Source organism: Cyclobacterium sediminis (assembly GCF_054781075.1).
Window position 1 is genome coordinate 39784 of record NZ_BAAGVC010000018.1, and the last position, 23732, is coordinate 63515.

Below are 23732 nucleotides of genomic sequence, written 5' to 3' on the forward strand. Positions count from 1 at the left end.
ATCCTTCAAGCATTATCCGGGTTTACCAAATTTAATTCAATTAAAGCCTAAAATCATTAACAGCCTCAAGACCATCAGCATAAAACTTTAATTTACACTCACTTAAAAATGAACACCACATCTGCATGAGCCGATAAATAGCGAAGTATTTGCTGAAGCTTAAATTGATCTAAGAAAAGTGCAGGGGAATTTACTCTTAAATTGCCCAAAAAATTAACTCAAATTTAACTTCACAAGTCAATTTAATCGGGTTTGGCGAACGAAACCCGATTACTAAAAAAACATTCTAATTACCCCTCAATTTATTTTTGAGGCGACTTACCCAATTTAGCTTTTTTGATAATCCCTCCCTGGGGCTTATGCGATAAATAATATTCAATCGGTAATTTCCGGTACCCAGGTTAATCAGGTAATCCTCTACCGGAACCAAATTGACTTGATTGTAAACATAATTTACATTAACAGACCATTTATCTGAATTATACCCTGTAAATCCTCTTATGAAATAATTGGGACGAACTGACCAATTACTTTGGTCAGTTCCATCTTCAAAATTTAAGTTAGTCTTGCCTAAAGCAAGGCTTGTGGAAGCAGATAAGGTAACAAAAAAATGTTTTTTAATGATCCAAGAATAAGCATAGCCCAAGTTTGGACCAATTTCAAAATACTTAATTTGGTCAAAATTTCTCACCTTGGCCTGAGCATGTAATATTCCTCCGGCATTTCTTACTTGTCCTCCATACATTTCAACCCCGGCCATAAATGAGCCTGCAGAAATCTTTTGCCACTCATTTTGTAGAAAAGCGGCCCTGTATGAAAACTTGTCTCCATTGAATAAATACTGAACTGAGGCTCCCAGTTTCCTTAGTTTCATCTCCGGAAAAATCCTTAGCTCATTACTAATTTCAGAAGGACTTCCTCTTTCTAAATAATATCCGTTATAAAATTGACCAAAAAAATCTACTACCCAATCTTTTGGATAAGCATGTGCCTGCAAATCAAAATATTTTGTCTCTCCCCTACTTTTATTGGGATTCAAAAAGCCAAAACCATAAGCTAAATTTAAGGTAAGACCATCATAGGTTGCTCCAACTCCCATATTTAATGTAGAGTTTGGGCGGTACCAATAGTGGACCTCGTCTACATTAAGGCCCAAACCGGTATACTTTCTTGACAAATAGGTTCGTATCACCAATTGATCAGGGTAAGTCTCATAATACACGGTGGAGTCTTCAGTATTTTGAGAATATACCGGTAGATAAAGGGTAGAAACAAGTAAGATAAATGCTAAGCTATATTTCATAAATACTTGTTAATTATTCCAATTTAATGAAAACAAGATATAAAGCTGAAAATTAGATCAAAGAGGAAAGGGAGGTTAGGAAAAATTATTTCGAAATAACCTCCAATTATTTTCTAAAAAAAGAGTAAGTATAAAAAGTTGCTTAATCACCCATCACAAAGATACAATAATTTAGCGCAATAAAGCAAAAATAAAATCTTAGTATACTTCGATATTTTAACGAAATAATTACAAATCAAAATTTCACCTCTTAAGGAAACGCCTGAAAACCCCTTTCAGATCAGCTTAAACATTAGCTAGAATAGAAATTTTATCAAAATATTACAATTCGCTAATTATATATATTCAGAGATTTAATTGAACTATTAAAACAATAAAATAGGAATGATAGCGATAAAATTCATTTGATCCTAATTATAAAAAATATTATTAGGCTGAAAATCATCTACTCATCGCTTCAATCTTATAAATTAAACAAATAATTTATTATTCAAATAATTATATAAATTACATTAGCACTTTATCATGAAAACTTACCTCAAAAACCTAAAAAAAAGCTTCATTTCTAAAAAATGTGAATCCAATCACAAGAGCAAAAGTTTTGGCAAATTCATCTATAGATTTTCGTTTTCGAACCAAAAAACTCCATTATTCAATAAATTTTTTATAATCCAATTTGAGAAAAAGGTGATCGAGTGTATAAAAAATTATTTAAATATTTGTAGCACTCGGACAGCAATCAATTACTAAATCTTATCCTTTCCTAAAAACCATTTGCGGAAATAATAGAGGATTGGATTTTTGTATTTGAGTTGCTTCCAAGGTCTGCTGGCATGCGGACTATGCCAAACAGGAAGCTCCGGAAGAATAAAATTCTCAAAGCCTAGGGCAATGGCTTTTTGGCTGATGTGTGTATCGTACCAATCTTTGCTGGTATCCAGATCGGTAAAATCGTATTTCTCTAAAAAATTGTTATTGATTAAGGTACAGCAAAAACTAAGGCTACGATTTGTTTTAGTGGGCTCCTTGCTTTTTAACTGCTTAAATTTCAGGTAGGGGAAATTAACCTTTCCTTCTGCATCATGGGTAATTGCACCGACTAAACCTGCCTTGGGATTTTGCTGTGCAAAATGTAAAAGTTTCTCTAAGGTATCTCGATTTACTTTCACATCTGACTCAACAATAATTAAGGGAACCCCCGCTTTAAGGGCTTTTTTCTGGGCAATCTTAAGGACGGTCTTATAATTTGGAGAAGGGTTGGATGTGACCTCTTCAAGGTTTACCAAGTTAAATTCTTTGGTACTGCTGGCTTTTTCCAAAGCCTTTTTGGTTTCATCAGTGGAGTAATCATTAAAAACCCAATACTCATAATTTCCATTGGCTTCTGTTATGGCTTGGATTGTCTCTAGTGTAGCTTCGAGCGCATCTTTAACGGGAGTGATTACTATTGCCTGCATCTTGGAAATTAAGAAAAATCCCCGGATTTAAGTCCGGGGATTTATTAAAAATTATTTCAATTTTGCCAAAACTTCTTTTATTCGCTTGAGCGCTTCTTTTAATTCAGCTTCAGAAGCTGCATAGGACAACCTTACAGAATTAGGGGCGCCAAATGCTGCTCCGGTAACCAAAGATACGTTTGCCTCTTTCAGCACATACAAGCAAAAATCATCCGCCGTTTCAATTTTCTGATCTCCTGCAGATTTACCAAAAAAGTCAGAAACATCAGGAAAGAAGTAAAACGCTCCTTCAGGAACGTGCGTCTTGATTCCCGGAATGTCTCTCAACAATTCCAACACCAAATCTCTTCTTTTAAGATAGGCTGCTGCCATTTCTTCTGTTGGCTTTTGGTCTCCAATAAGCCCCGCAAGTGCTGCACGTTGTGCTATTCCTGTTCCACCTGAAGTAAACTGACCTTGAATTTTTTCACAAGCCTTTGCAATAAACAAAGGTGCGCAAATATACCCAACTCTCCATCCGGTCATGGCGTATCCTTTAGAAAATCCATTGACAGTAATGGTTCGCTCAAACATGCCAGGGAAGGAAGCAATGCTTGCATGCGATCCGGTAAAGTTGATCAACTCATAGATCTCATCTGCAATGACCACTAAATTTTCTTTGCTTTTGATAACCTCTGCAATGGCTTCCAATTCTGATTTACTGAAAACAGAACCTGAAGGATTACAAGGAGAAGAATAGATCACCGCTTTGGTTTTGTCCGTAATGGCTTCTTCTAATTGCTTGGCTGTAGCCTTAAAATTATTTTCAAGGTTTCCTTCTATAAGTACCGGAACTCCACCTGCCAATTTGATCACTTCTGAATATGACACCCAATATGGAGAGAAAATGATAACCTCATCCCCTTCGTTGATTAAGCACATAAAGATGTTGGCAATCGAATGCTTCGCACCAGTAGAAACCACAACGTTTTCTGCCTTAGCTTCAGCAATATTGTTTTGCTCCCTTAGTTTTTTAGCGATTGCCTCTCTAAGGTCCTGATAACCCGCCACGGGAGGATAGGAAAAATACTTGCCTTCATCAATGGCAGACTTGGCAGCTTCCTGTATGTGTTTAGGCGTTTTAAAATCAGGTTCACCCAAGCTCAGACCTATAATATCTATCCCTTGAGTCTTTAATTCCCTGGCTTTTTTTGCCATAGCCAGCGTTGCTGACTCTTCCATATTGTTTATACGATCAGATAGGATGGAATTCATTTATATTTTATTTAAATTACGTTTGATAATCAGATTAATAGGAACTTTAGACCAATAGATAAATTCATTTCAAGTGATGGCCTTCCATCTCCATTTTTAATTTTGCAAAAATAAGCATAATGACAACGATTCCTAAATCTTTGACTAGTTTTGAATGGCGGAAGATTTAACTAACTGCTTGGAACATTTTGGGATTTCACACTTTACGGTAATATCCGGACTGTATTTTCGTTTTAATATTGTTATGAAAAAACTCATTTACTTATTTTCTGTGATGCTGTTTTTTAATGCTTTTGTAAGTATTGGACAAGAAGAATCCGCTACTGCAGAGGTAGACTCATCGGGAGTAGAAGAAAACAGACTTCTCCCAACCTCCACCCCTATCCTTTTGTTTTCTGACGCAGAAGATGAGCTCAAAGAAGAAAAAAAGAAGAAGCGGAAAAAGAAGAAAAAAAACTTCCACTTTGGTGAAAAAACCAGTAGAGCCCTGATCAAAAGCAGCTTCAGAGACCAAATCACCTATCAATTTTTCAATTACACCACCAGGAATAAAAAGCCGGATCCCTATATCAGAGATATATTTTGGTATGACACCAAAAACAAAGCCATTAAAAATGGGGGATTTTTACCTTCAAAGGGCTATTTATTGCATGGTCCTTACGAAAAGCGGATTGGGGACAATGTGGTAGAAACCGGGATGTATATGTACGGCACCAAACATGGCCGGTGGATGACTTTTGACACCAAAAACATTCTTTTGGACAAGAAACATTACTCAGAAGGTTGGCCAAAAGCATCCAGAGTAACTTATTACAACCGAGGGGAACGTAAGATTGAAAAGCTAACACCTATTGAATATGACCTAGAAGAAGGTAACTTTTTTCACTTCTACCCGGATGGACAAGTAGCAGTAGCAGGTGAATACAAATTTGGTGAACGCATCGGTATTTGGACAGAATACTGGCCAAGGGAAAATGATAAAACGGTAAAAAAACGCGAAATTCAATACCAAAATGAGGCATTAAACAATAGCTTCAAACCATATATTAGAGCAGAATGGGATAAGGAAGGAAACTTGATCTATAACCACACTCAATAAAAAGCATCTTCAAAATGCTTGAAAGCAATCCCTCCTGATTTGCTTTGATAAACTCCCACAATATCAAATCTTATATCCTTTTTCCAATCTTCCTCGTATATATAATTGTCTGCTGCCCTAATTATCAATTGTCGTTTCCGATAATCCACAAATTCTTCAGCATATCCATAGCCTGTACCACTGCGGTACTTTACCTCTACAAAGATCAGAATACCTCCTTTCTCCATTATAAGATCTATTTCTGCATGCTTGTACCGGTAATTCTCAGTGATAAATTGGTAGCCATTCGCCACCAACCAGTCTTTGGCAAGTTGTTCGGCTTTGGTTCCTTTGTCATTGTGTTCAGCCATTGTATGATATTGACTATATTTGAAAAAAACTATTGCAAAAGGTGAATCAATTTATAAATAAAAAAATAATTTTCAGGGATTTAGGCACCAAAGATTACCAGGAGGCCTGGGACTATCAAGAAAAAATATTTGCCCAAACGGTGGCAACCAAAATTGACAACAGAAAACTTGATCCTGAACAGGCACAAATCACTGACAATTACCTCTTGTTTGTGGAGCACCCTCATGTATATACTTTAGGCAAAAGTGGCCGTCCGGAGAACCTACTCTTGGACGATGCTGGACTGAAAAAATTTCAAGCCAGTTATTACCCCATTAATCGTGGCGGCGACATTACCTATCATGGGCCCGGGCAGCTGGTAGGCTATCCCATTCTGGACCTGGACAATTTCTTTACAGACATTCACAAATACCTGAGGTATTTGGAAGAAGCAGTAATTGCCACACTGGAAGATTATGGAATTGAAGCGGGCAGAATTGAGGGATTAACCGGAGTTTGGCTAGACCATATTCATCAGAAAAACCCACGAAAAATCTGCGCATTAGGGGTAAAATCCAGCAGATGGGTGACCATGCATGGATTTGCATTCAATGTCAATACAGACCTCAGTTATTTTAACCATATTATCCCCTGTGGGATCAGTGACAAAGCAGTCACCTCCATGGAAATGGAACTGGGAAAAAAAATATCCATGCCCGAAGTTAAGGAAAGAGTAAAGTCACATATCGTTCGATTATTTGGGATGGAACTATTGGAAAGTGAAGAATTAAAATGAAAAAAGACATAAAATTTCATCCGGTAACCGGTGTGAAAATGGCCATTGTAAAAGAGGAAACTGAAAAAGGGGAAAGCTGGGCTGTTTACCTGATTAACAATAACTTGATTGAGCTAGAAACCTTAATGATAACAGCAAAAGGTTACGGCACAGTATCCGGAGAGGTGAAGAAAACCTCTATATTGAGACATGTGATTGCCAAGTTAGAGGCTACAAGTTTTGTAAGAATAGAAGCCATTGACCCCGCTTTATTTGTATTGAACAATGAATTTTGGGTAAGTTACTATATACTCGACCAAATATTTGACAAAAAGTTTATATTTGTAGCGGGCAGTGTGCAAGACAAACACATGACCTACATTCCGGAACTCGACATGCATGGGATATTACACACCTAAAGCTTATGGCTGATTTTTTCGAACATTTGAATGAAATTCTTTTTCTGGACATTGAGACAATCTCCGGAGTCGAAAATCTTGAAGATTTACCGGAAAGATGGCAGGAAGAATGGAAAAAAAAGGCCCTTCAATTACAAAAAACGGACGAAAGAGATGCAGCGGAACTCTACTTTGAAAAAGCAGGAATTTACGCGGAGTTCGGCAAGATCATCTGCATCGGCGTAGGATATTTTACCTATAAAAGGGAAGAGGATCAACTAATCTATAGGACCAAGTCCTATGCCGGAATAACAGAACATGAAACTTTATTGGAGTTTAGGGAATTACTAGAGAAGAAGTCATGGTGTATATGCGCCCATAATGGCAAGGAATTTGATATCCCATATATCTGCAGAAGAATGCTGATTAATAAAATTCCCCTTCCGAAAGTTTTGCAAATCTCCGGGAAGAAGCCATGGGAAATCAAGCATTTAGACACCCTTGAACTGTGGAAGTTTGGAGATTATAAACATTATACCAGACTGGATTTGCTTGCAACAATTTTTGATATCCCTAGTTCTAAGGAAGGCATCGATGGAAGTATGGTCAATACCGTATATTACAAAGAGGATGATTTGGACAATATCCGTAAATATTGTCTAAGGGATGTAGAGGTAACAGCGAGAATATACCTTGCCTATCAAGGTTTACCGGGAGACCTGTCCTTTGAAATTATTAACCTCGATTCACCTGCAGTTTAAACATTACAATAACATTACCAATAAAGGAAGGCCCATTAAATAGAATAAATATCCTTACCTTTATAATTACAAGACATTTTTATGGGAAGAAAATCAGGAAGAAAAAAATCAGGATTTAAAAAGAAGGGCAGTAAGCCCACTGACATAGAACAACTAAAATTAAAATTAACGCAATTTTTTGACAACAATTTCGGCGAAGCCTATACCGAAAAACAACTCATCAAAAAACTGGTGCTTAGGGATGCCCACACCAAAAAGCTTTTAAACCCTGCCCTGCGGGAACTTATAGATGAAGGCAAAATCAGTTGCACTCCCAGAAATCTTTATTCCTCCACAGCTGAACCTGAATTTATTATTGGTGAAGTAGATTTCGTCAATCCAAGGTTTGCATTCGTCATTCCTAGCAATCAAGAAAAGAAAGAAGACGACATCATGGTCAAAGAAGCAGATTTAAAATCTGCCCTTGATGGTGACAAAGTCAGGGTTATGATTTTACCCAAAAGAGGTAGAGGCAATCGAAGAGAAGGCAAAGTTTTGGAAATAATGGAACGGAGCAGGGATGAATTTGTCGGGCGGGTTGAAATTTCCCCTCGTTTTGCCTTTGTTGTGCCGGACTTTAAGAAGATGCACCACGATATCTTCGTTAGGAAGTCGGACCTAGAAGGGGCTCAACATAACCAAAAAGTAGTGGTAAAGCTTACTGAATGGAAAGAAGGAGACAAAAGCCCAAGTGGAAAAATCATTCATGTTTTGGGTAAAGCCGGAGACCATGAAGTGGAAATTCATTCCATCATGGCTGAGTTTGGACTTCCCTTTGACTATCCGGAGGAAATTGAAGCAGAAGCAGAGAACATCTCTGAGGTAATTCCGGAAGCAGAAATCAAAAAAAGGAAAGATTTTAGAGACATAGACACTTTCACCATAGACCCCGCAGATGCAAAGGATTTTGATGACGCAATATCCTTTCGCTATCTGGACAATGGGAACATGGAAATAGGTGTTCACATCGCTGATGTAACTCATTATGTCAAGCCTAAAACACTGATGGAAAAAGAGGCTTACGATAGGGCCACCTCCGTCTATTTGGTGGACAGAACCATCCCCATGCTCCCCGAGCGGCTCAGCAATGGACTCTGTTCCTTGCGACCCAACGAAGACAAACTTACTTTTTCATGTGTTTTCGAAATGACCGACCAAGCAGAAGTCAAGGATTTTTGGATTGGCCGTACGGTGATTCATTCCAACAGGCGGTTTACCTATGAGGAAGCACAAGAAAACATGGATGCTGAGAGTGGTGATTACGCCAAGGATTTATTGAAAATCAATGCCCTGGCCAAGTTGCTTAGAGGAGCAAGGTTTAAAAAAGGTGCCATTAATTTTGAAACGGTAGAAGTGAAATTTCAACTTGATGAATCCGGAACACCCACCGGGCTTATCATCAAAGAGAGAAAAGACGTTCACAAATTAATTGAAGAATTCATGCTCTTGGCCAATAAAACAGTGGCCACCTATATTTACGATAAAAATAAAGGCAAAAGCACCTTTGTTTATAGGGTTCATGATTACCCTGACCTGGAAAAGCTGGCGACATTCTCGAACTTTGCGAAGAAATTTGGTCATGAAATCAAAATCCTAGACGAGAAGAAAGTATCCAACAGCCTGAACAAATTGATGGATGAGATCGTTGGTAAACCGGAGCAGAACATACTTGAACAACTTGCCATCAGGAGCATGGCAAAGGCAAAATATACCACTGAGCCTAAACAGCATTTTGGTTTAGCCTTTGATCACTATACGCATTTTACCTCACCAATTAGAAGGTACCCAGACATGATGGTACACCGACTCTTGCAACATTATCTGGATGGTGGGAAGCCACCTGAAAACCAGGCCTGGGAGGAAAAGTGTGTTCATTCTTCTGAACGTGAAAAAAGGGCCGCAGATTCAGAAAGAGCCAGCATTAAGTACAAGCAAGTAGAATACATGAAACTTGCAGAAGACAAGGATTACGCCGGGATTATTACTGGAGTAACAGAATGGGGCGTATACGTAGAGATCTCTGAAACCAAGTGTGAAGGCATGGTAAGGGTGCAAGACCTAACCGATGACTATTACGATTTTGATGAGAAAAACATGCGACTCATAGGCGCTAAGAACAAAAGAATGATCACCCTAGGTGACAAAGTTGAGGTTAGAGTAACGCGCACCGACATAGACAGAAGAACCATAGATTTGGAATTTGTAAACGATGATAAATGAAAACCAGCTTGAGGAAATTAAAGCCAACCTCGAGCAATACATTCAGCAACTTGACCTTCAAGGAAACCCTCAAGAACTTTATAACCCAATCAGCTATCTTATGGGCCTGGGTGGCAAAAGGATACGTCCATTACTCACATTACTGGCTTATAACCTGTACAAGGAAGACTATAAAAGTGTACTAAGCCCTGCTGCTGCGGTCGAAGTCTTTCATAATTTTACGCTGATGCACGATGACATCATGGATAACGCTCCCCTGAGAAGAGGGAAAGCCACAGTCCATGAGAAATGGGATGACAACACCGCCATCTTATCCGGAGATGTTATGTTGGTAAAAGCCTATGACCTGCTCTTGTCAATTGCTCCTGAGTACTTGAAAGAAAGCTTACAGTTATTTAGCAAGACCGCTGCCGAGGTTTGTGAGGGACAGCAGCTCGACATGAATTTTGAAAGCAGAGAACTCGTAAGTGAAGAGGAATACCTAAACATGATCCGCTTGAAAACTGCTGTATTATTGGGATTTGCCCTTCAGCTCGGTGCAATTTTGGCTGGAGCTCCCAAAAGTGACACCAAGCGACTTTACGATTTTGGGATGAACATTGGAATTGCTTTCCAATTAAAAGACGATCTATTGGATGTTTATGCCGACAAGGAAAAATTTGGCAAACAGGTGGGTGGAGATATTATTGCCAATAAGAAAACCTACCTCTTGGTAAAAGCCAAAGAGTCCGCCAAAGGATCCACACTAGAGGAGCTTGAAAAATGGCTTCATTCAAAATCTTTCTCCTCGGACGAAAAGGTAAAAGCAGTAACGACTATCTACGATCAACTTCATATAAAAGAAAAAACAATGGCTGTAATGGAAAATTATTTCCAAAAAGGCTTCAAGCAGCTGTCTGAATTGCAGGTAAAAAATACCACAGGTTTACAATTACTACAAAACTTAACACAGCATCTCGCCAACAGAGAAAAATAGAACCATGGACTTATCTGTAACTTTAATCATTATTATCATTACCTGTCTGACATCCTATTACGGTTGGAAAAAACCGGAGTTTATCAATAAAAACTTGTTCACTCCCTATATTATAAAAGCTGATGGCGCCTATGGAAGATTTGTAACGTCGGGTTTTATCCACAAAGATGGTACCCACCTGTTATTCAATATGTTCACCTTTTATTTTTTCGGCAATGTAGTAGAGTCTTACTTCAATTATGCTTTTGGTCCGGAATTAGGCATAGTGGTTTTTGTGATTTTCTATCTTGTTGCCATTGTTATTGCAGATATACCCACTTACCTTAAGGAGCAAGACAATCCTAGCTACCATGCTTTGGGAGCATCTGGGGGAACTTCTGCCACGGTATTTGCAAGTATCATTCTAATGCCCTTGTCAGACATCTGCATTTTTGGGATTTTCTGCCTACCTGGATTTATATTGGGTATACTCTTTTTAGGTTATGCTTTTTATAAAGGTCGTACAGGTGGAGACAATATCAATCACGATGCCCATTTTTATGGTGCGGTCTTTGGAATCCTCGTGATTGTAGTTATCTCTCCTGAAAACGCCTTGCATTTTTGGGAGCAAGTAAAAAACTTCAGCCTTTTCTAAACAGGTTAAGCATTGGATCTTAAGTTCTAATCTAGAGTGGAGACTGAAGCTTTACTTATTATTTGGCTTTCTTTAATTGTCGCACCAATTTATCGACTACATCCTTTAGCAATGGAATCCAATGTGCCCCTTTTTCTTCAGCAAAAACATCCGGTCCCGGTATACCCACACGCATACCTACGATGCTTACCGCATTTCCCCCGCTCCCTTCTGTTTTAAAATAAACATCTACAGCATTGATATCATGGGTGAATTTAGACAGTTTGTCTATGGATGTACGAATTTCCTCTTGTACAGCATTATTGATATCAATATTCACTGATTGGACATCAACTTTAATTCCTTTGTAATTTTCTGTATAGTTCATTGTTATTGATAGGTTAACTCCCTCCAATGAGAGAAATGATAATTCTTGCTTCTGCAAGTCTAAAAGCATAGCACAAAAAAAAGGCCATTCTCTCGAATGACCTTTTTTTATGATTGATTAGAAAGCTTAAGCTTCTGCAGGTATCACAGTAACAATGGATTTGCCATCATGCTTTTTTGTAAAAGCAACTTTACCGGGAACCAAGGCAAAAAGCGTATGATCTTTACCTAAACCAACATTTACACCAGGATGGTGTTTTGTACCTCTTTGTCTAACGATGATATTACCAGCAATAACTGATTCACCACCAAATTTCTTTACACCAAGTCTTTTACTTTCAGACTCTCTACCGTTTTTGGAACTACCTACACCTTTCTTATGTGCCATAACTTGTATTATTTAAGGTTGCTTCCCGAAGGATTAAAGCGTAATGTTTTCAATTAAAATTTTTGTGAACTGCTGACGGTGACCGTTTTTCTTTTTGTAACCTTTTCTTCTCTTCTTTTTGAAGACAATTACTTTGTCACCTTTCACATGATCAAGGATTTTCCCTGATACCTTGGCACCTGACAACAAGGGTGCGCCTACCGATACAGTGCCATCGTCTTCTGCCAAAAGCACCTGATCGAATTCTACGGAAGCGTCAACTTCACCTTGCATTTTTGGTGCAAAGATGTGCTGATCTTTTGTTACTTTGAACTGCTTACCGGAAATGTTAACTATTGCGTACATAATGGTTTGATATATTACAATTATCAAAATTGAGGTGCAAATATAAGAAAATTAACAGCATAGATAAAATATTTCCCTAATTTTAATTGTAATTATTTACTGTATTTGACCGAAAAATCATTTAATAAATGTCCACATAACACAAATTTAAAGCTGTAATATTCATTTATCTGTCTTTAAACCGTGATTATCCTACTCTAACAACTGATTCTCACTCACTTACAACCAATTACAAACAGCCGTGAAAGTTTATTTTTTGACCAAAGGTCAATTTTTTGGCCATTTTTGACTTTTTTTAATTATTTGAAAAATATTTCGAAAAAGTTAACCTTGCATATTTGGTCTGTTTAGATTAAACCTTTACTTCCGTTCAAATAGGTTTTATAGCTTATTTACAGTTTATTATAACCATTTGACCAGCGGTCAGTTTTTTAGGCTTTTTAGGATTATTGGGCTTTACTTTTTCATTTTTCTTGCCCATATTTGTTAAGGCAATATTAACAATTCACTCTAAAACGCTTTGATTTAGACGGTAAGAAGAAATAGTGAACTTGCTTAAAATTAATTTTAATTCAGATTAAACCAATTCTACTAATGAAGTCCGAGCCAATATTAGAACAAGGAGATAACAGTCGTTTTGTTTTATTTCCTATCCAACACGATGACATTTGGGAGTATTATAAGATGGCAGAAGCAAGTTTTTGGACTGCTGAAGAGATCGACTTGGGCCAAGACCTAAATGATTGGAAAAACTTAAGTGATGGAGAACGTCATTTTATATCCCATGTACTTGCATTTTTTGCAGCAAGCGACGGCATTGTAAATGAAAATCTCGCAGAACATTTTGTAGCGGAAGTACAATATACAGAAGCCAAGTTCTTTTATGGTTTTCAGATTGCCATGGAGAACATCCATAGTGAGACTTACAGCTTATTAATCGATACCTATATAAAGAATCCTGAAGAAAGAGATCAATTGTTCAACGCCATCGAGCACCTAGACTGCGTAAAGAAAAAAGCAGAATGGGCATTGCGATGGATTGATAAAGGGAATTTTATGGAAAGATTAATTGCCTTTGCTGCTGTGGAAGGGATATTCTTTTCCGGTTCATTTTGTTCCATCTTCTGGTTGAAAAAAAGAGGCTTGATGCCTGGTTTGACTTTCTCTAATGAGTTAATCTCTAGAGATGAAGGCTTGCATTGTGACTTTGCTTGCCACCTTTATACCAAACATTTGGTAAATAAATTGCCTCAGGAACAGGTTACACAGATCATTATGGATGCTGTGGAAATTGAAAAAGAATTTGTTACAGACGCATTGCCTGTAAGACTTATTGGCATGAATGCTGAATTGATGTGCCAATACATTGAATTTGTAGCAGATAGGCTGCTACTTGAGTTGGGATGTTCTAAAGTGTGGAACAGTAAAAACCCGTTTGATTTTATGGACATGATTTCTTTAGAAGGAAAAACCAATTTCTTCGAAAAACGTGTCGGTGATTATCAAAAAGCCGGGGTAATGAAAGGCAAAGACGACACTTCTTCAGGAAAATTCTCTGTTGAAGAAGACTTTTAATCATTTTTTAACCATTATAATCAGTAAGTATGTTAGTAATAAAAAGAGACGGTAGAAGAGAGTCCGTCAGATTTGATAAAATCACAACTAGAATAGAGAACCTATGTTATGGCTTGGATGCTCGCTACATTCATCCCATTGAGGTTGCAAAGAAAGTAATTGATGGCCTATACGATGGTGTCACTACCTCGGAACTTGACAATCTTGCCGCAGAGGTTTGTGCTTCCCTTACGGTAAAGCATCCGGAATACGCAATACTTGCTGCTAGAATTTCCATATCAAACCTTCACAAAACTACTAGTCAGTCGTTTTCGAACACCATGAAACGACTTTATACCTATATCAATCCAAAAACAGATGAGAACGCAGCTTTGATTGCTCCTGATGTATATGGAATTGTAAAAAAACATGCTGCCAAACTAGATCAAGTAATTGATTACAGCAGAGACTTTGACTACGATTTCTTCGGCTTCAAAACCTTGGAAAGAAGCTACCTTATCAAACTTGATGGTAAAGTGGTGGAAAGACCTCAACACATGCTGATGCGGGTGTCAATAGGTATCCATAAGGAAGACATCGATGCTGCCATTGAGACTTACCACCTATTGTCTCAAAAATGGTTTACACATGCCACCCCTACTCTTTTTAATGCAGGTACACCAAAACCTCAATTGTCCTCTTGCTTCTTGCTAACGATGAAGGACGACAGTATTGATGGAATTTATGACACCTTGAAACAATGTGCGAAAATTTCACAATCTGCAGGAGGCATAGGTCTTTCCATTCATAATGTAAGGGCCAAAGGCTCTTATATCAGAGGCACCAATGGTGTTTCCAATGGAATTGTACCCATGTTAAGAAACTTTGACATGACTGCCCGATATGTTGATCAAGGTGGTGGAAAAAGAAAAGGTAGTTTTGCCATTTATCTTGAGCCTTGGCATGCGGATATCAAAGACTTCCTTGACTTGAAAAAGAACCATGGAAAGGATGAACTACGTGCTAGAGATTTATTCTATGCTGTCTGGGTATCCGATCTCTTTATGAAAAGGGTAGAAGCCAATGAAGAATGGTCTTTATTCTGTCCACACGAAGCCCCCGGCTTGGGTGATTGCCATGGTGAAGAGTTCGAAAGACTCTATGAAAAATACGAAAAAGAAGGTAGAGCGCGTGAAACCATCAAAGCACAAGAGCTTTGGTTTGAGATCTTAGAATCTCAAATTGAAACAGGTACCCCTTATATCTTGTACAAGGATGCAGCCAATGGCAAATCCAACCAGAAAAATTTGGGAACCATCAAATCATCTAACCTATGTACGGAGATCATGGAGTACACCTCTCCTGATGAGGTAGCAGTTTGTAACCTGGCGTCTTTGGCTCTTCCTAAATTTGTGACCACAGGAAAAGATGGTAAAAAACACTTTGACCATCAAAAATTATATGAAGTCACTAAGGTGGTCACCAGAAACCTTAACAAGGTAATCGATGTCAATTATTACCCTGTTCCTGAAGCGCGTAAATCAAACTTCAGACACAGACCAGTTGGTTTAGGAATTCAAGGATTGGCTGACACCTTTATTCTATTGAGAATGCCTTTCGATTCCGAAGAAGCCAAAGGACTCAATGAAGACATCTTTGAAACCATCTACTTTGCCTCTATGGAAACCTCCATGGAACTGGCAAAAGTAAATGGCACCTATGAGACCTATGAAGGCTCACCGGTATCCAAAGGGCTTTTCCAATTTGACATGTGGGGGGTAACCCCTAAATCAGGTCGATGGAACTGGGCAGGACTTAAAGAAAAGGTAAACAAGTATGGCGTAAGGAATTCACTTTTGGTGGCTCCTATGCCAACCGCGTCTACCTCTCAAATATTGGGTAACAATGAGTGTTTTGAACCTTATACCACCAATATCTATACAAGAAGAACCTTGTCCGGAGAGTTTGTGGTAGTCAACAAACACTTGATGAAAGATTTGATCAGATTAGGACTTTGGACCGACGGAATGAAAAACAGATTGATCGCTTCCAATGGATCCGTTCAAGACATGCCGGACATTCCTCAGAACCTGAAAGATCTGTACAAAACTGTCTGGGAAATTTCTCAAAAGGTCATCATAGACATGGCGGCCGACAGAGGTGCCTATGTTTGTCAGTCACAAAGTATGAACCTGTTTTTACAGGAACCTAATTTCGGTAAATTAACCTCTATGCATTTCTATGCTTGGAAAAAAGGATTGAAAACAGGAATTTATTACTTACGCTCTAAAGCGGCAAGTAGTGCCATTAAGTTTACTGTTGACAAATCTCAATTGGGTGGTGACAAACCGGCTGCAATTGATGATACAGAAAGCAGAAAACAACAGCAGGAGGCCATTGTTTGTTCATTGGACAACCCTGATGATTGTGAAGCTTGTGGCAGTTGATCCACAATTCCATCCATAAGTAAAAAGGCAACTGTCCATTTTAATGGGCAGTTGCCTTTTTTTATCCCCTAACGAAACCCTGACCCAACCTTAAGCCCAGCCGGCTTATTTGGTATACACAATATTGACTTCCTTAGGAGCAGAAACATCCGACTTTAGGCTTCCATCACCCTGCTTAACATGCTTGACATAAACCAAGCCATATGGTGTAGGGAATGTTCCTTCTACCCATTCCAAATCCCCTAAGTGTGGATCAATTAACAAGGTCTTAGATCCAGGCTCTAATACCTCCACCCCTAGAACATGCTTGCTCAACCAAGCTGTAGGCCCTGAAGCCCAACCATGACTTAGATTATGTCGGAGCTTATCATAGCTATACCCACCATAAGAGGCATGAACATCAACTTTACCCTCCGGTACAAAATCATCTATTCGCCCTGCATTTTCTAACCACTCAATATTAAAATCCTCCCAGAAAGTAGTCGCTCCCAAATCAATAATTCCTCCCCAGTACTCACGAATATTTTCTATGGCTCCTTGATAATCCCCAGCCTTGGCCTTGGCCTCAAGCATATAATAGCCATAAAAAGTAGAAAAATCAGCAACTCCATTTTTGGAGACCTCTCGGTTGGCTTTTACAGGATCCATAATTCCTGTCAAAGACATAAGGGAAGCCGCTTGTTTCGATCCAGCGTGTTTGGGACGATAAGTCTTTAATTTAGCAGACATGGTTGCTGCTTCTTTGGCCATTTCTGAATTTTCCAAAACAGTAAAAATAGCTGCAGATGCATCAAAAGCCCAAATCAGCATGGATTGTAAACCGGCATGAATGGCTGCCGGATTTTCACTTGATGGCCAATCTAAAAAGCGTGTACCATCCAATTTTTCTTTGTTCCCTTCTACCCTGCTCGACATATGACGCAGAAGCTTAGTTAAATATTCTTCTTGTTCCTTCAAATAAGCCTTGTCCCCATGGTGCAAATACCAATCCCGATGAATAATGATCCACCACATAGAATAAGTGCTGATCCCATTCATCCATTCAGGCATGGGTGTAATGTCACGAATCAAGTCAAGGCTTTTTGGCACCACTTCATTGTAGCCAAATACAGCATTGATGGTAGAAACTTCCGGATGTAAATCACCTACCCATACCAAACGGTCTCTTTTGATGCCATCCCAAAGATACTCCTGCATATTCATATGAACTGTATAAGCACCCATCTCCCAAATTTTATTCAGCCGCTCATCATTGCTTTTAAAACTCCCCAAATAAGGGATGTCTCGGTAGGTTAATATGGCATTGGCTTCTTTGAGCAACAACTCTTTGTTCGGATCAACCAGGTCTATACGGGCATACCTAAAACCCGAATTGCCAATTTCCAATTTACCAAGCCAAGGTAAGGAAACGATAAAGTCCCTCATCGCATGATCATTGGTGGCTCCCTGAAGGGTATCTATAGAAGACATGGCCTCAGTTACAGATTCTCCCAACCTTATGCGCACCCGAACCGGGTCTTTGGAGCCAATCATGCCAGTGACCAATTGAATGCCTCCGTGAAGGTTAACCCCAAAGTCCAACAGGATACCGGGCTTTTCTGTTGCAGTACTCCTCATGACCAAAAAGTCTTGGTTGGAAGTAAGAATGGCCTGCCCGATCGGTTGTCCCAATAGATGATTTTCATTCTTTATCAGTCCCTTATCCTCGGTAGATTTCCAAAATATTTTAACCGGGGCGATGTATTTCCTGGTTCTGGAATCATCTGCAATTTTATAATCCTTGCCATTATTAAACGCAGGAGGAAGCTGGCCAAAAGCATCGAAACCAATTGCCATTAACAGGGTCAAGGAAAAAACAAGCTTTAGGGGTCTTTGCATCACATTCATTAGATCTTGTCATTTTGGTTAAAAAGGCAAGATAAAATGAATAGTCCATAGTCCTGTCCTGTAGCTACCTGCCTAAGGAAAAATTATTGCCTCAACCCGAAATATTAAATAGGGTAGGTGCAGCTAACAAATTCAAGCCATTCAGAAGCTCCAGGATAAATCTAAAGCGTCTGATGATAGACCCTTAGCTGTATTAGGAAAAGATGTTACGCAATATCAATCTACTCCCAATTGACGCAATGTAGAATCAATCTTTTCATTCCACCTTTGTTGGGCGGAGCCATTGGTTCCATTTGAAGTTTCCCGGTCATATTCTTCCTGCATTTGGTTCATCTCTCTAAAGGCTTCCAAATAGTGAAAGGATACTTTTCTTTCATAATTATGGGGTTCTAATTGCAATGCCTCAAGTGTGTTTTTAAGTCGCTCTGTGACAATCTTGGCAATGTCAAAATGCCTTTGCTCGTGATTCAAGCCGTAGCTGTTGTTTCCACTCCTCACCCATGAGGAACTTTTTAACATATATGTTTTAAAAACCAAATCGACCACAATCTCCCCATTTTCTACCTTGCTATTGGACTCGTAACCTATACTTGCAAAAATGGAAGCTGCATAGTTGTTAAACCTGGGTCTTCCTTTAAAATCCTCCCAAGAAAGTGGCCTATCAGTGGAGTAGAAAACAGTATCCTTATCATTCGTCCCCTGGTAATCACTAATTTCTAACCGAACAGACTTCGCCAGTTTTTGATTATTGGCGGCGTCTTTCTTTATCCAATCGTCAAAATACTTGATGGACAAATTCACCGAACGTCTTAGAAAGGCTTCCAATAAATTAACTTGTCTAATCCCTCTTTGGTAACTTATCCCCCCTTGAAAATCCAACAAATCTACAAGTTCATCCCCTTTCTCCATGGCAAAGGTAAAATCCAGGTGAATGTCTCCTTCTACAGCCCCTGTCTTAGGGTTTTTGAGATTTTCTATAATTTTACAGTCTTTAACCCGAATCACTATAGGCCGCAAATTTTTATCTCCCGGATAAGCTTTCAAAATATACCCTTCCAATGCAGCTATGGTTCCGCCTTTTAAGTTTACCGTTTCCAGGTTATTCCCTCGCTCCAGGTCAACAACCACAAATGCCGTAGGGTTTTGGTCCGCTCTTTCATCAATGACCCGAGCAATATAATATTCATCCGGACTAAAAACCTGAGCAGCCACACGTAGAGGTATGGGTTCTAGATTGACTTTTTGAGCATTCCCTTCTTTACTTAACAACAGCATAGCCAGGAAAGCAATACACAGTTTAATTGGCCATAAATAATTTCTTATATAGCAACTTTTTAGTTTCATATCTATAAACCTTTAACCCCTAAGCTCCTCAACAGGTTTTATGGATTGCAAGATTAATGTTGTCAAAATAAAAACAATGGAAGACACAGGTTCTATTAAACCATTCAATTACAGGATTTCCCTGTCCTATTTCTTGGATGATTTGGCTTTAACATTGAAGTCCAGGCAGAGGTCTATCCAGTACGCCAAGTCCCTTTTGGTTCTAAGGGCTTCTTCACCAACATAACAATATCCCCTATATACCCTCCCCTTCATATGCATGGGTTGGAAACCGTTTACTTCGGCCACCTCTTCTAGTTTTTCAGGGTCAAATCTACACATAAGCCTTGGGCCGCTTACATTCACACACATCTTTTCATTGACTAAAAATGCTAGCCCTCCAAACATCCTTTTTTCTTCAACCTCCATTTGCCCAACTTCATAAAGATATTCCCTAACCCTATCTGCAAGTTGTTCATCATATGCCATGGTCCTTTATTTTTGTGTTCCTCAAATTACCAAAATAGGATCAGAAGCACATCTTTATACTAAACTTTTCTATGAATAAAGTAAGAGAATAATGCCTTATAATTTTTCACCTTACACAAAAAGCCTAATATTTTGAAGATAAATTCTAGAATAACCATCCTTTTCAAGTTATTTTTAACCAATCAATCGTTTTACACTTATCCCCAAGGCTAACCTTTTCAATAGAAGCTTTGACAATTACTCACTTTGGCCGGATTCCTACTTCATTTAATATGACAAACTATTGCCCTATTTTAACCCAAACCTTGAAAAAGCTTCACCACCTCATTGTCCTTACTTCCCTACTTATAATTACGCATCCTATTAGGGCTCAAATTAAAACCGAAGTCCGCTGGGAAAATGGTAGCCCGTCTCTACTTATCGATGGAGAAAACCACCCGCCATTTGCTTATATGTCTTACTTAGGGGAAGAGAAATACTACAGGGAAATAGCAGCCACAGGGATCCATCTGTACAATTTCCCTGCATATTTGGGAGAAGGAGGCATCAATACCTCCTCAGGTATAGGCGCATTTAGAAATGCGATCTGGAAAGGGGAAAGTCAATATGATTTTTCAAGTATAGTGACCGATTTTGAAAAAATACTTGGTGCAGACCCAAATGCCAAGATAGTCATTCGCCTATATTTGGATCCTCCTCGCTGGTGGACTTTGGCCAACCCCTCTGCTGCAGCACAACTGCCGGATGGAAGCTTGTATCGCCAATGCTTTGCCTCCGATGAATGGAGGGAAAAAACCAAAGTAGCCTTAGAGGATTGTTTAGATTGGTTGCTAACATCCAAATACCGTAATCACTTGGCAGGCATCCATGTGGCCAGCGGTTTTACAGAAGAATGGTTTTATCATCCAAAGCAGTACCAAGACCAAAATCCGGTTCGATTGCAAGCATTCCGAGACTGGTTAAAGAAAAAATATACTACGGTCCATTCCTTAAGAATTGCCTGGAACAAGCCCACTATTACTTTTGCCAATGCCCAATTGACCAATATTGATGAGGCTGTTGACAATGTCTCATGGAGAAATCCTGCCAAAGACATCAACTATATTGATACCTATCGATTTCATACGGAAGTAATGGCAGATAATATTGCCTATTTCTGTAAGGTTGTCAAAGAGAAAAGCGAGGGAAATTTATTAACAGGGGCTTTTTATGGTTACCATTATTTTGTCACTGATCCAAGGCGGGGACATGGAGCCTTGTCCAAATTATTGGAAAGCCCGGACTTGGATTACTTGTCTAGCCCAAATGTCTACAACAGGGTGGTAGGAGAAGACTGGCCGGCCATGGTCGCCATTAATTCTGTGCATAAACATGGCAAACTTTGGTTGGCAGAAAATGATACGCGGACTTCAAAAACTACTTTGCTAAAAGACCAATCTCAAGGAATAGCTCCTCCGGGACAATATGAAGGAGGGGTTTGGCTTGGCCCAAAAAGCCTCAAAACTTCTGTGGCTTTATTATGGAAAAATGCAGCACGGATGTTGGCCTATGGCTATGGAGGCTGGTGGTTTGATATGTGGGGAGGCTGGTTCAGTGACCCAGAGATGCTTCAAGTATTGGAGAAAACCCAGACATTTTACAATAAATACAGCCCTCAAAACCCTGAGAAAATGGCCTCATCTGTTTTGTTGGTGGTGGATGAAGAACTTTCCTTTTGGGACAAAAGTTATGGACGGCTTACGGAAAAAATACTATCCAACCGCTATCCTATTGCCAAAACAGGAAGTGTTTATGACCTCTTTCTCCGCAGTGATTTACCTGAAATTAATGCACAATCTTACCAAGTAATTTGGCTAATGGGCATGCTCCGGCTAAGCCCTGATGAAGAGGCTAAAATTAAAATGTGGCAAGAAAGGGGAACAACTGTTTTATGGACAAACGATAAAGGAACAAGCCTATACTTTCCGGGAAAAGCCGGCCAATTAATCCCTGAAAAATTCCAATGGAGCCCTTCCGAGTTAAGGGAAATTTGGAAGAAGGCCGGTGTGCACCAATACATTGCTACAGAAGACATCTTTTATGTGGGCAGAAATTGGCTGAGCGTACACAGTGTCGCTGGTGGGGACAAAAGCATCCAACTCCCCTATTATGCCCAAGTCATTGATCCTTTGACTAACAAAGTAATGTCAGATTCCACCAAGCTAATCAATGTCAGGATGGATAGCTTATCCACGGTTCTCTTTCGCGTTCACCCTTTATAAGCCTCCTAATTAATACTTTTAAATTTAAAATACTGTTTACCTGAACCTTATGGTCTTTTTTTATATTTTGCAGGTATAAAACGCCTACAACCATACATTTAAACCAACATGAAGTTTTTACTACGCACTTATTTTCCGCTATTGTTATTGCTACTATTTCAATTTTGCATCTCCCCGGAAGATGTCAACAAGACCATTGACGACGAAGAGGAAGAAGAAGAGGAGGAAGAGGTAGTACTGGAAGATCCCACTGACCTGCCTTTTACCGTCCAATGGTCCATCAACAAAGAAGGTGATGAAATTGGAGGATCCTTTTCTCCATTTTTACACCTGACTGAAAACGACCTTTACTTGTACAGTCCCTATAGTGGCAAGGGCATTGTATCTATGAACAAAAACAGCCAAGAGGCCAATTGGAACATTGAAAAAGCCAGTATAGGCGTTCCCTACGTCATGAAAACAATTGGGGATCACCTTTGGGCCATGACCTACGATATCAACAATCCCACGGTAATCAAAGTGGATCCTTCAGATGGCAATGTGCTCTTTGAAAAGCCTTCCGGAACATTCCCCTCCGGTCAGGTAGATGGAAATTGGTTTGGCTTAAGAAAAAGGGAAACCTCCCTATATCAGGTAAGCTTGGAAACAGGGAATGACGAGGTCGCCTGTGAGGAGCTGACAGTAGACAATATTAGAAATTTCCTTTTTAAAGATGAGCAGCTGGTACTGATGGTGATCCGTGGAGGCAGGAATTTACTTTCCATAGATCCCAATACCTGTAATGAATACTGGGAAGTTTTCAATTATGACGAACCCAACTATGGTCACCTCAACTATTATTCATTTGCCGTGGATCTTGGAAGCACTATTCTAAGTGTCAGCCGTGATAATTTCATCTTGCGTTCTCCTACTACAGGAGCAGCAGAATGGAAATACCCGGAAGGTTTCAATAATAATACCCTCGACCTGACGCAAATGCTTCATTTGGAGAGCAAGAAGTCCTTGATCTACCACGACAATGAATCCGGAAAAGTAGTGGCCATCAACTGGTCTTCCCAATCCAAAACATGGGAATCTCAAATTCAAAATAGGGATATTGGGCAGTTATTTCTGGTCAAGGAAAGACTCTTTCTTTATACGAAGAATAATTTTCTATACGAGATCGATGTAGACAATGGTCAGACCATCTCGGAACGTGAAATAAAGGAACTCTATCCATTTGAAACCGCCAGCATTTCCTTTGCCATCAATCGCCTGGAAGACTATTTTGGTGAAAAGTATTTTAGAATCTATGGAGATGAAATTTATTACACCACTGAACAAAGCCTCTTGGTTTCAGCCCGGTTAGACTAACATTTACTTGATGCGTTCCCTTCGACAAGCTCAGGGGACGCGTTTTAATATACCGGAAAGTAAATTCCTCCAC

The 23732-nt window shown here is 39.2% G+C and carries 21 protein-coding genes; 11 read left to right on the plus strand and 10 right to left on the minus strand.

Annotated features, from left to right (window positions below; translation table 11 throughout):
- Window positions 1-286 precede the first annotated feature (286 nt).
- The 3 genes from ACYVHJ_RS15625 to ACYVHJ_RS15635 all read right to left on the minus strand — a co-directional run bounded on the left by ACYVHJ_RS15625 (window position 287) and on the right by ACYVHJ_RS15635 (window position 4014).
- The gene (locus tag ACYVHJ_RS15625) at window positions 287-1303 is read right to left on the minus strand and encodes a DUF4421 domain-containing protein (protein ID WP_460516402.1); all 1017 of its coding nucleotides are present in this window, start codon (window positions 1301-1303) and stop codon (window positions 287-289) included.
- Between the two features lie 746 nt (window positions 1304-2049).
- Window positions 2050-2760: a glycosyltransferase family A protein gene (locus ACYVHJ_RS15630; RefSeq protein WP_460516405.1), complete on the minus strand. Its 711-nt coding sequence runs from the start codon at window positions 2758-2760 to the stop codon at window positions 2050-2052.
- Between the two features lie 51 nt (window positions 2761-2811).
- On the minus strand, window positions 2812-4014 hold the full coding sequence (locus ACYVHJ_RS15635; RefSeq protein WP_339902903.1) for a pyridoxal phosphate-dependent aminotransferase: 1203 nt from the start codon (window positions 4012-4014) through the stop codon (window positions 2812-2814).
- A 244-nt stretch (window positions 4015-4258) separates the two neighbouring features.
- Between ACYVHJ_RS15635 and ACYVHJ_RS15640 the strand changes: the two genes are divergently transcribed.
- Window positions 4259-5113: a toxin-antitoxin system YwqK family antitoxin gene (locus tag ACYVHJ_RS15640; protein WP_460516409.1), complete on the plus strand. Its 855-nt coding sequence runs from the start codon at window positions 4259-4261 to the stop codon at window positions 5111-5113.
- Here the strand turns inward: ACYVHJ_RS15640 and ACYVHJ_RS15645 are convergent.
- Entirely contained in the window at window positions 5107-5463 is a 357-nt protein-coding gene (locus ACYVHJ_RS15645; RefSeq protein ID WP_339902901.1) for a YraN family protein, read from the minus strand. The two genes, ACYVHJ_RS15640 and ACYVHJ_RS15645, sit on opposite strands and share 7 nt — an antisense overlap.
- Window positions 5464-5504: 41 nt before the next feature.
- Here ACYVHJ_RS15645 and lipB point away from each other — a divergent pair, with 41 nt between their 5' ends.
- From lipB to ACYVHJ_RS15675, 6 genes are all read left to right on the plus strand, one after another.
- Window positions 5505-6239, plus strand: a complete 735-nt coding sequence (lipB, locus tag ACYVHJ_RS15650; RefSeq protein WP_460516413.1) for a lipoyl(octanoyl) transferase LipB — start codon at window positions 5505-5507, stop codon at window positions 6237-6239.
- Window positions 6236-6637 (plus strand): hypothetical protein, encoded by a 402-nt coding sequence (locus ACYVHJ_RS15655; RefSeq protein ID WP_339902899.1) that lies wholly within the window; start codon window positions 6236-6238, stop codon window positions 6635-6637. The genes lipB and ACYVHJ_RS15655 overlap by 4 nt, the downstream gene beginning before the upstream one ends.
- Before the next feature lie 5 nt (window positions 6638-6642).
- A complete protein-coding gene (locus ACYVHJ_RS15660; protein WP_460516416.1) occupies window positions 6643-7377 on the plus strand; it encodes a 3'-5' exonuclease in 735 nt (244 codons plus the stop codon).
- An 81-nt stretch (window positions 7378-7458) separates the two neighbouring features.
- Window positions 7459-9636, plus strand: a complete 2178-nt coding sequence (gene rnr, locus ACYVHJ_RS15665) for a ribonuclease R family protein (RefSeq protein WP_460516419.1) — start codon at window positions 7459-7461, stop codon at window positions 9634-9636.
- On the plus strand, window positions 9626-10612 hold the full coding sequence (locus tag ACYVHJ_RS15670) for a polyprenyl synthetase family protein (protein ID WP_460516422.1): 987 nt from the start codon (window positions 9626-9628) through the stop codon (window positions 10610-10612). Before rnr ends, ACYVHJ_RS15670 begins: the two co-directional genes overlap by 11 nt.
- Before the next feature lie 4 nt (window positions 10613-10616).
- Window positions 10617-11246, plus strand: coding sequence for a rhomboid family intramembrane serine protease (locus ACYVHJ_RS15675; RefSeq protein WP_460516425.1), 630 nt, complete (start codon window positions 10617-10619; stop codon window positions 11244-11246).
- A 58-nt stretch (window positions 11247-11304) separates the two neighbouring features.
- Here ACYVHJ_RS15675 and ACYVHJ_RS15680 read toward each other — a convergent pair whose 3' ends face one another.
- From ACYVHJ_RS15680 to rplU, 3 genes are all read right to left on the minus strand, one after another.
- Window positions 11305-11613 (minus strand): HPF/RaiA family ribosome-associated protein, encoded by a 309-nt coding sequence (locus ACYVHJ_RS15680; RefSeq protein WP_339902905.1) that lies wholly within the window; start codon window positions 11611-11613, stop codon window positions 11305-11307.
- Window positions 11614-11739: 126 nt separating this feature from the next.
- A complete protein-coding gene (rpmA, locus tag ACYVHJ_RS15685; RefSeq protein WP_014020187.1) occupies window positions 11740-12000 on the minus strand; it encodes a 50S ribosomal protein L27 in 261 nt (86 codons plus the stop codon).
- Window positions 12001-12033: 33 nt separating this feature from the next.
- Window positions 12034-12345, minus strand: coding sequence for a 50S ribosomal protein L21 (gene rplU, locus ACYVHJ_RS15690; RefSeq protein ID WP_041935086.1), 312 nt, complete (start codon window positions 12343-12345; stop codon window positions 12034-12036).
- A 594-nt stretch (window positions 12346-12939) separates the two neighbouring features.
- Here rplU and ACYVHJ_RS15695 point away from each other — a divergent pair.
- Entirely contained in the window at window positions 12940-13920 is a 981-nt protein-coding gene (locus ACYVHJ_RS15695) for a ferritin family protein (RefSeq protein WP_460516430.1), read from the plus strand.
- A 29-nt stretch (window positions 13921-13949) separates the two neighbouring features.
- Window positions 13950-16346, plus strand: a complete 2397-nt coding sequence (locus tag ACYVHJ_RS15700) for a ribonucleoside-diphosphate reductase large subunit (RefSeq protein ID WP_460516433.1) — start codon at window positions 13950-13952, stop codon at window positions 16344-16346.
- Window positions 16347-16451: 105 nt separating this feature from the next.
- On the opposite strand, the gene ACYVHJ_RS15705 is transcribed toward ACYVHJ_RS15700, so the two are convergent.
- The 3 genes from ACYVHJ_RS15705 to ACYVHJ_RS15715 all read right to left on the minus strand — a co-directional run bounded on the left by ACYVHJ_RS15705 (window position 16452) and on the right by ACYVHJ_RS15715 (window position 20045).
- Entirely contained in the window at window positions 16452-18224 is a 1773-nt protein-coding gene (locus ACYVHJ_RS15705; protein ID WP_460516436.1) for an alpha-L-rhamnosidase-related protein, read from the minus strand.
- A gap of 225 nt (window positions 18225-18449) precedes the next feature.
- Window positions 18450-19577, minus strand: a complete 1128-nt coding sequence (locus ACYVHJ_RS15710) for a DUF922 domain-containing protein (RefSeq protein WP_460516439.1) — start codon at window positions 19575-19577, stop codon at window positions 18450-18452.
- Window positions 19578-19703: 126 nt separating this feature from the next.
- A complete protein-coding gene (locus tag ACYVHJ_RS15715) occupies window positions 19704-20045 on the minus strand; it encodes a TfoX/Sxy family protein (RefSeq protein WP_460516442.1) in 342 nt (113 codons plus the stop codon).
- A 272-nt stretch (window positions 20046-20317) separates the two neighbouring features.
- Here ACYVHJ_RS15715 and ACYVHJ_RS15720 point away from each other — a divergent pair, with 272 nt between their 5' ends.
- Both ACYVHJ_RS15720 and ACYVHJ_RS15725 read left to right on the plus strand, forming a co-directional pair.
- Window positions 20318-22306 carry an alpha-amylase family protein gene (locus ACYVHJ_RS15720; RefSeq protein WP_460516445.1) on the plus strand — a complete coding sequence of 663 codons (1989 nt, stop codon included), beginning with the start codon at window positions 20318-20320 and terminating at the stop codon, window positions 22304-22306.
- Between the two features lie 108 nt (window positions 22307-22414).
- Complete coding sequence (locus tag ACYVHJ_RS15725; RefSeq protein WP_460516448.1) at window positions 22415-23659, plus strand: PQQ-binding-like beta-propeller repeat protein; 1245 nt, start codon at window positions 22415-22417, stop codon at window positions 23657-23659.
- Window positions 23660-23732: the final 73 nt, after the last annotated feature.